Source organism: Xanthomonas sp. NCPPB 3005, assembly GCF_041228095.2.
In the GTDB taxonomy this organism is placed as follows: Bacteria; Pseudomonadota; Gammaproteobacteria; order Xanthomonadales; family Xanthomonadaceae; genus Xanthomonas_A; species Xanthomonas_A bonasiae.
On the sequence record NZ_CP166096.2, the window covers coordinates 1,137,545 to 1,150,173 of the forward strand.

The 12,629-nt window shown below is 70.9% G+C and carries 10 protein-coding genes; 1 reads left to right on the forward strand and 9 read right to left on the reverse strand.

Features of this window, described 5'->3' with window-relative positions; translation table 11 throughout:
* Positions 1-182 precede the first annotated feature (182 nt).
* The gene (locus tag AB8810_RS04945; RefSeq protein WP_369915728.1) at positions 183-3,113 is read left to right on the forward strand and encodes a two-component regulator propeller domain-containing protein; all 2,931 of its coding nucleotides are present in this window, start codon (positions 183-185) and stop codon (positions 3,111-3,113) included.
* 187 nt (positions 3,114-3,300) lie between these two features.
* Here AB8810_RS04945 and leuB read toward each other — a convergent pair whose 3' ends face one another.
* The 9 genes from leuB to ilvC form a co-directional block, all read right to left on the reverse strand.
* Positions 3,301-4,392, reverse strand: a complete 1,092-nt coding sequence (leuB, locus tag AB8810_RS04950) for a 3-isopropylmalate dehydrogenase (RefSeq protein WP_179567081.1) — start codon at positions 4,390-4,392, stop codon at positions 3,301-3,303.
* Positions 4,382-4,960: a 3-isopropylmalate dehydratase small subunit gene (gene leuD / locus AB8810_RS04955; RefSeq protein WP_179567079.1), complete on the reverse strand. Its 579-nt coding sequence runs from the start codon at positions 4,958-4,960 to the stop codon at positions 4,382-4,384. The genes leuB and leuD overlap by 11 nt, the downstream gene beginning before the upstream one ends.
* The gene (locus tag AB8810_RS04960; RefSeq protein ID WP_179567077.1) at positions 4,960-5,142 is read right to left on the reverse strand and encodes a hypothetical protein; all 183 of its coding nucleotides are present in this window, start codon (positions 5,140-5,142) and stop codon (positions 4,960-4,962) included. Before AB8810_RS04960 ends, leuD begins: the two co-directional genes overlap by 1 nt.
* Positions 5,142-6,557 (reverse strand): 3-isopropylmalate dehydratase large subunit, encoded by a 1,416-nt coding sequence (gene leuC, locus AB8810_RS04965; RefSeq protein ID WP_206258939.1) that lies wholly within the window; start codon positions 6,555-6,557, stop codon positions 5,142-5,144. Before leuC ends, AB8810_RS04960 begins: the two co-directional genes overlap by 1 nt.
* Before the next feature lie 84 nt (positions 6,558-6,641).
* On the reverse strand, positions 6,642-8,201 hold the full coding sequence (locus AB8810_RS04970) for a 2-isopropylmalate synthase (protein ID WP_179567073.1): 1,560 nt from the start codon (positions 8,199-8,201) through the stop codon (positions 6,642-6,644).
* Positions 8,198-9,304 carry a threonine dehydratase gene (locus AB8810_RS04975; protein ID WP_179568015.1) on the reverse strand — a complete coding sequence of 369 codons (1,107 nt, stop codon included), beginning with the start codon at positions 9,302-9,304 and terminating at the stop codon, positions 8,198-8,200. Before AB8810_RS04975 ends, AB8810_RS04970 begins: the two co-directional genes overlap by 4 nt.
* A gap of 195 nt (positions 9,305-9,499) precedes the next feature.
* Positions 9,500-9,748, reverse strand: a complete 249-nt coding sequence (locus AB8810_RS04980; RefSeq protein WP_179567071.1) for an ACT domain-containing protein — start codon at positions 9,746-9,748, stop codon at positions 9,500-9,502.
* Positions 9,732-11,453 (reverse strand): acetolactate synthase 2 catalytic subunit, encoded by a 1,722-nt coding sequence (ilvG, locus tag AB8810_RS04985; RefSeq protein ID WP_369915729.1) that lies wholly within the window; start codon positions 11,451-11,453, stop codon positions 9,732-9,734. The genes AB8810_RS04980 and ilvG overlap by 17 nt, the downstream gene beginning before the upstream one ends.
* 43 nt (positions 11,454-11,496) lie before the next feature.
* A complete protein-coding gene (ilvC, locus tag AB8810_RS04990; protein WP_191824526.1) occupies positions 11,497-12,507 on the reverse strand; it encodes a ketol-acid reductoisomerase in 1,011 nt (336 codons plus the stop codon).
* Positions 12,508-12,629: the final 122 nt, after the last annotated feature.

The window sequence follows — 12,629 nt, forward strand, 5'->3', positions numbered from 1 at the left end:
AACGTCCTGACATCGGCGGCGAACATGTAGTGATAAATTGGCTTCTCGTGCGGTTTGGAAACCGCGTGCTGCCGAGGGCATGATTCGGGAAGCAATGGAGCAGGGGGGACCGGCGTCACACTACCATCGGCAGCGCACCTGCGCTGCGCCGACGCCTGCGCGGGCGCATCGGTTTGTTCCTGATGCTGCTGTGCGCCTGCTGCGCGGCAGGTACCGCCGTGGCCCAGGCGACGCGGCCGGTGACCGCGGGCAGCATCACCGACCGGCCGACGGTGGTGCGCTGGACGATGGACGAAGGCCTGCCGCACAACCTGGTGCATGCGCTGGCGCAGGACCGCGACGGCCTGCTCTGGATCGGCACCTGGGAAGGCGTGGCGCGCTTCGATGGCCGCGCCTTCACCGTGTTCGACCGGCAGAACACGCCGGGCATGGAGATGTCCGGCGTGTTCGCGATCGTGCCCGAACGCGACGGCGGGGTGCTGGTCGGCACCGCCTACGACGGCGTGTTCCGCTATGCCGGCGGCGCCTGGGAGCACCTGGGCGATGCGCGTGCGCAGCGGCTGCAGGTGGCGTCGATGCTGCGCGACCGCGACGGTGTGCTGTGGGTCGGCAGCGAGGACGGCCTGTTCCGGATCGAGGCCGATGGCCGCCTGAGCGCGGCCGGTGCCGCCGCCGGGCTGCCGAAGACCCGGATCGCGGCGCTGCTGCAGCAGGCCGATGGCAGCGTGCTGGTCGGCACCGCGCAGGGGCTGTTCCGCCTCGACCCGGCCACCGGCCGTGCGCGGCGTTGGGGGCGGACGGAGGCGATGCGCACGGCGCCGGTACGGCGGCTGAGCCGCGACCGCGACGGCGGGCTGCTGGTCGCCGGCGACGCCGGCGTGTTCTGGCTGCACGCCGACGGCGCGCTGCAGTGGTTGCGCCAGGGCCAGCGCGTGGATGCCGCGTTGCAGGATCGCCAGGGCCAGGTGTGGACCAGCCTGTCCAGCGGCCAGTTGCTGCGGCGCTCGTCGAGCGGGGTCAGCGAGGAGATGTTGTCGATCTCCGGCGTGGTCAGCCCGGCGCTGATCGAGGACCGCGAAGGCCTGATCTGGGCCGGCAGCACCGACGGCCTGTTCCGCATCGCCGTGGGCGATGCCGGCGGCCTGACCCGGCACGACGGCCTCGGCGGCGACTACGTGCGCGTGGTGCAGCAGAGCGCCGATGGCGCGGTCTGGATCGGCCATGCCGCCGGCCTCGATCGCTGGCAGCACGGCCGCATCGCCACGTTGCGCATCGCCGCCGCCGGCCGCGATCCGTCGGTGCTGGCGCTGGCCGCGGCCAACGACGGCGGCATGTGGGTCGGTACCTACAACCAGGGAGTGCTGTTGCTGGCGCCCGACGGTGCGGTCCGGCAGCGGCTCGGCACCGAGGCCGGCATCCCGCAGGGCATGGTGCGGGCGCTGTTGCAGGATGCGGACGGCGGGCTGTGGGTCGGCGGCAACGCCGGCCTGGCCTATCGCAACCGTGGCCGCACCCGCCTGTACACCCTGGCCGACGGGCTGCCGGCGCTGCAGGTGCAGGCGCTGTACCGCGATCGCGCCGGCGTGCTGTGGATCGGCACCAGCGACGGCATCGCGGCGCTGTCGGCAGACGGCACGCTGCGCCGCTGGCCCGCCGGCGCCGCGTTTCCCGCGCACAACGCGTTCGATTTCCTGGAGGACGCCGACGGCGCGCTGTGGATCGCCAGCGACCGCGGCCTGCTGCGGTTGCGCGACGGCCGCTTCCGCACCTACGACCATCGCGTCGGGCTGCCGCGCGACAAGCTGTTCCGGGTCATCGACGATGGCCAGGGCCATCTGTGGGTGACCAGCAACCAGGGCGTGTTCCGCATCGCCCGCGACAGCATCGCGCAGCTCGATGCCGGGCGCCGCACGCAACTGGCGGTGGACGTGGTCGATCGCAGCGACGGCATGCCCGGCAGCCAGGGCAACGGCAGCAGCGCGCCCGCCGGCTGGCTGAGCCGCGACGGCATCTTGCTGATCCCGACCTCCGCCGGCCTGGCGCTGATCGACCCGGCGCTGCCCAGCCGGCATTCGCTGCGCGCGCCGGCGGTGGTGATCGAGCGGCTGCAGGTCGATGGCCGCGAGCAGCCGCTGCGCGCCGACTACCGCTTGCCCGGCAGCGTCGGCCGGCTCAGCGTCGACTACGCCGGCTTGAGCTTCCGCTCGCCGGACAAGGTGCGCTACCGCTATCGCCTGCATGGCTTCGACCGGCAATGGATCGATGCCGGCAGCAGCGAGGAGGCGGTCTATACCAACCTGCCGCCTGGCGACTACCGGCTGGAAGTGCAGGCGACCACCAATGCGATGGACTGGTCGCGCAGCGATCTGGTGGGGCGCGCCTCGCTGCAGCTGGACGTGGTGCCGCCGTTCTGGCAGCGCGGTCCGTTCGTGGTGATCGCGGCGATCGCGTTCAGCGGCCTGCTGCTGTGGTGGTACCGCGGCCGCAGCCATCGCTACCTGCGCCGCCAGCGCCGGCTCAATCGCATCATCGCCGAGCGCACCCACGAGCTGCGCGCGAAGAACCTGGCGCTGAAGCTGGCCGATTTCGAACGCGAGGAGCTGGTGCGCAAGCTCGCCTACCAGGCCGGCCACGACGCGCTGACCGGCCTGCCGAACCGGCGCACCGCCGATCCGCACCTGACCGCGGCGCTGGAGCACGCGCGGGCCACGCAATCGCCGCTGTGCGTGGCGCTGCTGGACATCGACAACTTCAAGCGGATCAACGACAGCTACGGCCACGAGATCGGCGACGAAGTGCTGCGCCGGGTCGGCGAGGTGCTGCGCGCCACGCTCGGCGAACACGCCTTCGCCGCGCGCCACGGCGGCGAGGAGTTCCTGCTGGTGTTGCCGGGCCTGGACCGCGAACAGGCGCGGGCGCGGCTGGACGACCTGCGCCACCGCGTCGCCGCGATCGTGGTCCACGATGTCGATGGGCGCACGGTGCAGTGCACGGCCAGCGTCGGTTTCGCCTGTGTCAGCCCGGCGCTGCAGAGCCGGCGCGAATTGCTGGTGCTGGCCGACCAGCGCCTGTACCAGGCCAAGCACGAAGGCCGCGACCGGGTGGTCGGCTAGGGCGTAAAGCGCAGGTGCACCCTTGTAGGAGCCGCTTCAGCCGCGACACACAGCACGGCGAGCCTGCGGCGCGGAATCCTGTCGGGGCTGAAGCCCCTCCGACAGGAGAGATCCGCGCCGCCCGATGTGAGCGTTCGGCCGCTGCCTATCCGCGCAGTGGCCGAACGCAGTTACCAATCCCCAATCCCTACTCCCGAATCTCGGCTTCCACCGACCCATGCGCCTGCAACTGCTCCACCACCGCGCGCGCGGCCGCATTGGTGGAAATGCCGTGGCCAGGGGCGGCGAGGTCGGCGGTGAAGGCGTGCGCGTTGAGCGCGGCGTCCACCGCCTGCTCGATCGCCTCGGCTTCGGCGTTCAGGCCCAGCGAATGGCGCAGCAGCAGCGCCGCGCTGAGGATGGTGGCGTAGGGATTGGCGATGCCCTTGCCGGCGATGTCCGGAGCCGAGCCGTGGATCGGCTCGTACAGGCCGATTTTGCCTTCGCCCAGCGACGCCGACGGCAGCAGGCCCAGCGAACCGGCGAGCATCGACGCCTCGTCGGTGAGGATGTCGCCGAACATGTTCTCGGTGACGATCACGTCGTACTCGCGCGGCTTGGCCAGCAGGTGCATGGCCATCGAGTCGACCAGCTGGTGCTCCAGGCGCACGTCCGGGAATTCGTCGCGGCCGATGCGCGTGGCCACGTCGCGCCACAGCCGCGAGGTCTCCAGCACGTTGGCCTTGTCCACCGAGGTGACGTGGTTGCGGCGCTGCTGCGCCAGGCGGAACGCGCTGCGCAGGACCCGCTCGATCTCCTCGACGCTGTAGCGGCACAGGTCGCTGGCGTCGGTGGCGGTGCGGGTCTTGTCGCCGAAATAGATGCCGCCGGTCAGCTCGCGCACCACCACGATGTCCACGCCGGTGAGCAGGTGCGGCTTGATTGGCGAGGCGTCCAGCGCCGCCGGATGCGGCTTGACCGGGCGCAGGTTGGCGAACAGGCCCAGGCCGCGGCGGATCGCCAGCAGGCCCTGTTCGGGGCGGATCTTGGCGTTGGGATCGGACCACTTCGGCCCGCCGACCGCGCCCAGCAGCACCGCGTCGGCCTGCTGGCAGGCGGCCAGCGTCGCCGCCGGCAGCGGTTCGCCGTGGCGGTCGATGGCGATGCCGCCGATGTCGTGCTCGTGGAATTCGAAGGTGTGCTGGTAGCGGCGGGCGATGGTGCGCAGCACCGAGACCGCGGCGGCGGCGACTTCGGGGCCGATGCCGTCGCCGGGCAGGACGACGATGTCAGCGTGCATGGGTGGCCTCGTACTGTTCGATGGCGGGTTGGCGCAGCAGCAGGTAGCCGAGTTCGTCGACGCCTTCGAGCAGGCAGGTCTGCGAGAACTCGTCGAGCGGGAACGGATAGACGCGGCCGTCGGGCGTACGCAGTTCGCGCGCGGCCACGTCCACGGTCAGCGCGTCGTCCGGGCGCTGCATCAGGGTCTGCACGTCGGCCTCGTCCAGCACGATCGGCAGCAGTCCGTTCTTGAGGCTGTTGTTGCGGAAGATGTCGGCGATCTCGCTGCTGACGATGGCGCGCAGGCCCAGATCGGTCAGCGCCCACGGCGCGTGTTCGCGCGAGGAGCCGCAGCCGAAGTTGCGCCCGGCCAGCAGGATCTGGCGGCCGGCGTTGTGCGGCTGGTTGAACGCGAACTCCGGGTTGGGCGTGCCGTCGGCCTGCCAGCGCCAGTCGTTGAACGCGTTGCGGCCGAGGCCGGCGCGCTCGGTGGTGGACAGGAACCGCGCCGGGATGATCTGGTCGGTGTCGATGTTGGTCTGGCGCAGCACCACGCTGGCCGAGGTGAGGGCGGCGAATCCGGCCATCAGCAGGTCTCCTGGGACACGGTGGCGGGAGCGGCGACGGCCGCGTCGGGCAGCGATGCCGGCGGCAGCGCCGGAGTGGGGACGTGCGGCGGCAGCAGTGGCTTGCCGCGATGCGCGAAGGCGCGGGTGGTGGCGGCGACGAAGGTCAGCGTGGCCGCGAACGCGGCGATGTGCGGCACCATCACGCGACCTCCGCGAACAGCGTGCGCGGGTCGCTGACCTTGCCGTTCACCGCGGCCCAGGCCGCGGTCATCGGCGACGCCAGCAAGGTGCGCGAGCCGGGACCCTGACGGCCTTCGAAATTGCGGTTGCTGGTGCTCACCGCCAGCTGCCCCGGCGCGACCAGGTCGCCGTTCATGGCGATGCACATGGAGCAGCCGGATTCGCGCCACTCGGCGCCGGCGGCGCGCACCACCTCGTGGATGCCCTCGGCCTCGGCCTGGCGCTTGACGATCTCCGAGCCCGGCACCACCAGCATGCGCACGTTCGGCGCGACGCGGCGGCCGCGCAGCACCTGCGCCACTTCGCGCATGTCGCTGAGCCGGCCGTTGGTGCACGAGCCGACGAACACCACGTCCACCGGGGTGCCGATCAGCGCGTGGCCGGATTCGAAATGCATATAGTCCAGGCCCTTCTGCGCGGCCGCGTCCTGCGCCGCCGGAATCGGCACGTCCACCGCGATCGCGGTGCCCGGGTGGGTGCCCCAGGTCAGGGTCGGGCGGATGTCGCGCGCGTCGATGCGCACGTCCACGTCGAAGCGCGCGCCCGGATCGCTGCGCAGCTGCGACCAGCGCTGTACCGCGGCGTCGAACTCCGCGCCCTTCGGACCGCGCGGCGTGTTCGCCATCCAATCGAAGGTGACCTGGTCCGGCGCGACCATGCCGGCGCGCGCACCGGCCTCGATCGACATGTTGCACAGGGTCATGCGCTGCTCCATGTCCATCGCCTCGATGGTGGAGCCGCGGTACTCGAGCACATGACCGGTGCCGCCGTTGACCCCGATCACGCCGATGATGTGCAGGATCACGTCCTTGGCGCCGACGCCCGGCGCCAGTGGCCCGTCGACGGTGATCGACATGGTCTTGGCCTTGCGCTGCAGCAGGCACTGCGTGGCCAGCACGTAGCCGACCTCGCTGGTGCCGATGCCGAACGCCAATGCCCCGAAAGCGCCGTGGGTGGAGGTGTGGCTGTCGCCGCAGACGATGGTCATGCCGGGCTGGGTGAAGCCCTGCTCGGGCGCGATCACGTGCACGATGCCGCGATTGTCCGAGGCCATGTCGAACAGCTCGATGCCGTAGTCGGCGCAGTTGCGCGCGAGCATGTCCACCTGCGCCTCGGAGGCCTTGGTGTAGTACGGCAGCTTGCCGTCGGCGCCGCGCGGCAGGGTCGGCGTGGAGTGGTCCATCGTCGCCTTGGTGCGGTCGGGACGGCGCGGCGCTAGCCCGCGCGCCTTCAGTTCGGTGAACGCCTGCGGCGAGGTCACCTCGTGGATCAGGTGCAGGTCGATGTACAGCACCGCCGGGGCGGTGCCGCTTTCGGGGACGACGACATGCGCGTCCCACAGTTTGTCGTACAGGGTGCGGGGGGTCGAAGACATTACGGGACTACCTGGCAGGGACGCTGGGCAAGGATGGGGAGCGGTGAGAAGGGTGCATCGCGACGATGACGCTGGCGTGGCCGCTCAGGCGGCCGCCGTCGCGGCGCCGGCATGCGTGCCCTGGCGCTGGCGCAGCACGCGGTTGGCCACGTCCAGCCAGGCCAGCGCGCTGGCCTCGATGATGTCGCGGCTGGTGCCGCTGCCGTCGTATTCGGTCTCGCCGTGGCGCACGCTGAGGTTGGCCTCGCCGCGCGCATCGGCGCCGATGCCGACGCTGTGCACCTGGTAGCTGTCCAGGGTCAGCTGCACGCCGGTGGCCGCGGCCAGCGCGGCGAACAGCGCATCCACCGGGCCGTCGCCTTCGGCGCGCTCGCTGACCCGCTGGCCATCCGGATCGGACAGCTCGACCTGCGCGCTGGCGCGCTGGCCGCGGTCGCTGACGGTCATCGACGACAGCCGGTAGCCCTGGCTTTCCGGCGCGTCCTGCATCATCGCCTGCAGGTCGGCGTCGTTGACCACGCGCTGCTGCTCGCACAGCGCCTTGAACGCCTCGAACGCCAGGTTCAGTTCGGCCTCTTCCAGCACGTAGCCCAGCGCGCGTAGGCGCTGCTCGACCGCGGCGCGGCCGCTGTGGCGGCCCAGCACCATCTGCGAGGACTCCCAGCCCACGTCTTCCGGACGCATGATCTCGTAGGTGCCGCGGTGGCGCAGCATGCCGTGCTGGTGGATGCCCGACTCGTGGGCGAAGGCGTTGCCGCCGACGATCGCCTTGTTGCGCTGTACCGGCATGCCGACCAGCCGCTGCAGCAGCTGCGAGCTGGCGACGATGCGCTGGGTGTTGATCGCGGTGTCGATCTCGTAGAACGCGTTGCGCACCTTCAGCGCCATCGCGATCTCTTCCAGCGCGCAGTTGCCGGCGCGCTCGCCGATGCCGTTGATGGTGCATTCCACCTGCCGCGCGCCGCCTTCCACCGCGGCCAGCGAGTTGGCCACGGCCAGGCCCAGGTCGTTGTGGCAGTGGGTGCTGAAGATCACCCGCTCGGCGCCGGGCACGCTGGCGATCAGCCGCGCGAACATGCCGCGGATCTCTTCCGGGGTGGTGAAGCCGACCGTATCGGGCAGGTTGATGGTGGTGGCGCCGGCGGCGATCGCCACTGCGGTCACTTCGGCCAGGAAGTCTTCCTCGGTGCGGGTGGCGTCCTCGGCCGAGAACTCCACGTCGTCCACGTACTGGCGCGCCAGCGACACGTGCTTGCGCACCGATTCCAGCACCTGCTCGCGGCTCATCCGCAGCTTGTGCTCGCGGTGCAGCGGGCTGGTCGACAGGAACACGTGCAGGCGCGGCTTGGCCGCCGCCTCCAGCGCGCGCGCGGAGGTCTCGATGTCGGTGGCCAGGCAGCGCGACAGCACCGCCAGGGTCGGCTCGCGCAGTTCGCGGCCGATCAGCGCCATCGCCTCGCGGTCGGACTGCGAGCTGGCCGGGAAGCCGGTTTCGATGACGTCCACGCCCAGCTCGGCCAGGGCGCGCGCCATGACCAGCTTCTGCGGCGGGGTCATGCTGCAGCCGGGGGATTGCTCGCCGTCGCGCAGGGTGGTGTCGAAAATGCGGATGCGGGGGGTCTGGGAAGAAGGAGAAGTGTTCACCAGATGGTTTCCTCTACGGCGGCGGTGGCTGGCGGATGGGAGAGCGAAGACGCGGGGCGAGCGGGAGCGGGCGGGGCGGCGGCACGTTGGTTGCGAAGTCGCTCGGCATTGCGGCGGCGCGGCTTGCGTGGTGCGCGCGGGCGCACCTCCGACAGCAGCGTCGCCAGCACGCCGGCGTCGATGTTGCCACCGGACACCACCGCGCATTTGCGCTTGCCGGAGACGCGGCGGCCGGCCGCCAGGGCCAGCGCGCCGGCGCCCTCGGCGATGACGTGCTCCTCCAGCGCCAGGCGGACCAGCGTTTCGCGCAGTTCCGCCTCGCGCACGATCACCACGTCGTCGAGCAGGCTGGCGCACAGCCGGCGGGTGATGAACCCGGGGATTTTAACCTTGACGCCGTCGGCCAGGGTGGGCACCGGGTCGATCGCGCGGATATCGCCGCGGATCGCCCGCGCCATGGAATCCACGCCCTCGACCTGCGCGCCGACGATGCGCACGCCCTGCGAGCGCAGCGCCAGGGCCACGCCGGAGGCCAGGCCGCCGCCGCCGATCGGCACGATGACCACGTCCGGGGCGTGGGCGGCCAGCTCGATGCCGACCGTGCCCTGGCCGGCGATCACGTCCGGGTCGTCGAACGCGGACAGGAAGCGGTAGCCGTTCTGCTCGGCCAGTTCGCGGGCGAAGGCGTAGGCCTCGTCGTAGCTGTCGCCATGCTGGCGCACGGTGGCGCCCCAATGGGCGACGCCGGCGATCTTGGTCTGCGGCGCGCCGTGCGGCATCACCGTGATCGCCTGCACGCCCAGCCGGTGCGCGGCCCAGGCCACGCCCTGCGCATGGTTGCCGGCCGAGGCGCAGATGATGGTGCGCTCGTCGCCGCGCTCCAGCCCGGCCAGCAGTGCGTTCAGCGCGCCGCGCACCTTGTAGGAGCCGGTGCGCTGCAGGTTCTCCAGCTTCAGCCACACGCCGAAACGCTCGGCGTAGTGCACCGGCGTCGGCGGCAGGTAGCGGCGCAGCCGCGCCTGCGCGGCCAGCACGTCGGCGACGCTGACCGCTACGTCGCCTACGTCGGGTTCCTGCGGGGCGGGGCGGCCGGTGTCAGGCATGAAGGGGCCGGGATTGGGGATTGGGGAGTAGGGATTCGACATGCGAATCCTGTGCCCGAAGAAGCGACCTCCCTGGAAGAAGACTCCTCCGCATCGTCGCCCGGCCCTGCCGCGCAGCCGGCATGAAGCCCGAAACCACGGAGCTGCCAGCGCAGCCTCCGAATCCCGAATCCCCAATCCCGAATCCCGGCTTCATCATGGCACCACGTCCAACGCAGTCACCCGCACCGACTCGCAGTCGTACACCTTCTCCATCTGCAGGCGCAGGCTCTCGCCGGGGCGGGTGCCGTCCACCACCATCTGCAGGTGCCAGCGGCCGGCATCGTCGGCCACCGGCGCGCCGCTGATCGACAGCGGCGCGAAGCCGCGCCGTTCGGCCATGCCGATCGCGCGCAGCAGCGCGCCTTCGGCCGGCTTCAGCACCAGGTCAAGCTGGTATCGCATGGGGGATCTCCTGGCGCTGGGTCGCGGGGTTGCTCTCCAGCATGGTGCTGTTGGCGGTGTTCGGCGGCACCAGCGGCCACACGTTGGCGCGCGCGTCGATGGCCACGTGCAGCAGCGCCGGACCCGGCTGCGCCAGCAGCTCGGCCAGGCCTTCCTCGACCTGGCCGCGCGCGGTGATGCGCTTGGCCGGGATGCCGAACACCTGCGCCAGCGCGGCGAAGTCCGGGTTGTCGGACAGGTCGATCTCGCTGTAGCGCTCGGCGAAGAACAGCTCCTGCCACTGCCGCACCATGCCCAGCGAACTGTTGTCCAGCAGCACGATCTTCACCGGCAGCTTGCAGCGCGCGATGGTCACCAGCTCCTGCACGTTCATCATGAAACTGCCGTCGCCGCTGACCAGCACCACGGTGCGGTCGGGGCAGGCGAACTGCGCGCCCATCGCCGCCGGCAGGCCGAAGCCCATCGTGCCCAGCGCGCCGCTGGTCAGGTGGTTGCGCGGATGGTTGAAGCGGCAATGCTGGGCCACCCACATCTGGTGCTGGCCGACGTCGCAGGCGATCACGGTGTCGGCCGGCGCCAGCTCGCTCAGCCGCTTCAGCAGCCCGGGCGCGTAGATGTCGTCGCCCGGCGCGTCGTAGCGCGCGCCGAACTTCTCGCGATGGCCGATGCAGCGCGCGTGCCACGCCTCGCAGGTGCTGGTCGCCGCGCTCAGCGCGCGCAGCGCCTCGGCCACGTCGCCGGGCACGGCGATGTCGGCATGGCGCAGCTTGGAGATCTCGCAGGCGTCGGCGTCCAGATGGATGACCCGCGCGAACGGGGCGAACTCGGCCAGCTTGCCGGTGGCGCGGTCGTCGAAGCGCGCGCCGACCACGATCAGCAGGTCCGACTCCTGCACCGCCATGTTGGCGGCGCGGGTGCCGTGCATGCCGAGCATGCCCAGGTAGTGCGGATGCCCATGCGGCAGCGCGCCCAGCCCGCGCAGGGTCAGCACGGTCGGAATGCGGGTGGTGTCGACGAACTGGCGGAACGCGTCCACCGCATTGGCCAGGGCGATGCCGCCGCCGCCGTAGATCACCGGCTTGTCGGCGCCGGCGATCGCCGCCAGCGCTTCGGCCAGGGCCGCAGCGTGCGGCGCCGGCGGTGCCGGCACCGCGGCCGGCACGTGGTCGGGCAAGTGCGAGGCGTCGCCCAACTGCACGTCCTTGGGCAGATCGATCAGCACCGGTCCCGGACGCCCTTCGCGGGCGATGCGGAACGCGTCGCGCACCACCTGCGGCAGGTCGTCCACGCGGCGCACCAGGAAACTGTGCTTGACGATCGGCAGGGTCAGCCCGAACACGTCCAGTTCCTGGAACGCGTCGGTGCCCAGCAGCGGCGTGGCGACCTGCCCGGTCAGGCAGATCATCGGCACCGAGTCCAGCATCGCATCGGCGATGCCGGTGACCAGGTTGGAGGCGCCCGGGCCGGACGTGGCGACGCAGACCCCGACCCGCCCGCTGGCGCGGGCGTAGCCGTTGGCGGCCAGCGCCGCGCCCTGCTCGTGGCGGACCAGGATGTGCTTGAGCTGGCTGTCTACCAGCGCGTCGTAGAACGGCATGATGGTGCCGCCCGGATAGCCGAACAGCGTGTCCACGCCTTCGGCTTCCAGGGCCTGCGTCAGCCAGCGCGCGCCGTTGCGGGGCGTGCCGTGAGCGGAGGAGTTCATACGGTGGCGACCTTTCGGTGGAAGCGGGTGGGGGAGCCGCGGGTTACGCGGCTTGGCCTGTCGCGGCCGGCTTGGCGGCAGCAGCGGCGTCGCCGTTCAGCCAGACCATCTTGGCGCGCAGCTGCTTGCCGACCACTTCGATCGGGTGCTCCAGGTCGGCCTGCTTGAACTTGTTGTAGTTCGGCAGCCCGGCTTCGTACTCGGCGACCCAGTTCTTGGTGAAGGTGCCGTTCTGGATGTCGGTCAGCACGTCGCGCATGCGCTCCTTGGTGGCCGCGTCGATGACCCGCGGGCCGCTGACGTAGTCGCCGTACTGCGCGGTCTCGGAGACGAACTCCAGCATGCGGGTGATGCCGCCTTCGTAGAACAGGTCCACGATCAGCTTCAGTTCGTGCAGCACTTCGTAGTAGGCGATTTCCGGCTGGTAGCCGGCTTCCACCAGCACTTCGAAGCCGGCCTGGACCAGCGACGAGGCGCCGCCGCACAGCACCGCCTGCTCGCCGAACAGATCGGTCTCGGTCTCTTCCTTGAAGGTGGTCTTGATCAGGTTGGCGCGCGCGCCGCCCAGGCCGGCGGCGTACTCGAGCGCGAACTGCTCGGCCTTGCCGCTCTTGTCCTGGTACACCGCCCAGATGCACGGCACGCCGCGGCCGATCTCGTACTCGCGGCGCACCAGCGCGCCCGGGCCCTTCGGCGCGACCAGCACCACGTCCAGGTCGGCGCGCGGCTTGATCATGTCGAAATGCACGTTCAGGCCGTGCGCGAACAGCAGGCAGGCGCCCTGCTTCATGTTCGGCGCCAGCACGTCGTCGTACAGCTTCTTCTGCACCATGTCCGGGGTCAGCACCGCGACCAGGTCGGCGTCCTTGACCGCCTCGGCGGGGCTCTTCACCACGAAGCCGTCGGCCTGCGCCTTGGCTTCGGTCGGGCCGCCCGCGCGCAGGCCGACGGTGACATCGAAGCCGGACTCGCGCAGGTTCAGCGCGTGCGCGCGGCCCTGGCTGCCGTAACCGACGATGGCGATCTTGGTGGTGGGCTGGGCGGAACTGGTCATGGGGCGAATGTCCTCGGAACGGTGTGGGTAGGAAGGGAACGTGTGTTTCGCGGTTACTAAAATGAAAAACCCCGCGCCGTTGCCGGTGCGGGGTCTGATCGAATCCAGGCTGCTTGTCGCTT

What these genes read in the sequence shown, in the direction of transcription:
- AB8810_RS04980 (WP_179567071.1), bottom strand. Translation starts at nt 9,748, where the DNA reads ATGCGATACCAGCTTGACCTGGTGCTGAAGCCGGCCGAAGGCGCGCTG.
- ilvC (WP_191824526.1), bottom strand. Translation starts at nt 12,507, where the DNA reads ATGACCAGTTCCGCCCAGCCCACCACCAAGATCGCCATCGTCGGTTAC.
- ilvG (WP_369915729.1), bottom strand. Translation starts at nt 11,453, where the DNA reads ATGAACTCCTCCGCTCACGGCACGCCCCGCAACGGCGCGCGCTGGCTG.
- leuD (WP_179567079.1), bottom strand. Translation starts at nt 4,960, where the DNA reads ATGGCCGGATTCGCCGCCCTCACCTCGGCCAGCGTGGTGCTGCGCCAG.
- leuB (WP_179567081.1), bottom strand. Translation starts at nt 4,392, where the DNA reads ATGCACGCTGACATCGTCGTCCTGCCCGGCGACGGCATCGGCCCCGAA.
- leuC (WP_206258939.1), bottom strand. Translation starts at nt 6,557, where the DNA reads ATGTCTTCGACCCCCCGCACCCTGTACGACAAACTGTGGGACGCGCAT.
- AB8810_RS04945 (WP_369915728.1), top strand. Translation starts at nt 183, where the DNA reads ATGCTGCTGTGCGCCTGCTGCGCGGCAGGTACCGCCGTGGCCCAGGCG.
- AB8810_RS04975 (WP_179568015.1), bottom strand. Translation starts at nt 9,304, where the DNA reads ATGCCTGACACCGGCCGCCCCGCCCCGCAGGAACCCGACGTAGGCGAC.
- AB8810_RS04960 (WP_179567077.1), bottom strand. Translation starts at nt 5,142, where the DNA reads ATGGTGCCGCACATCGCCGCGTTCGCGGCCACGCTGACCTTCGTCGCC.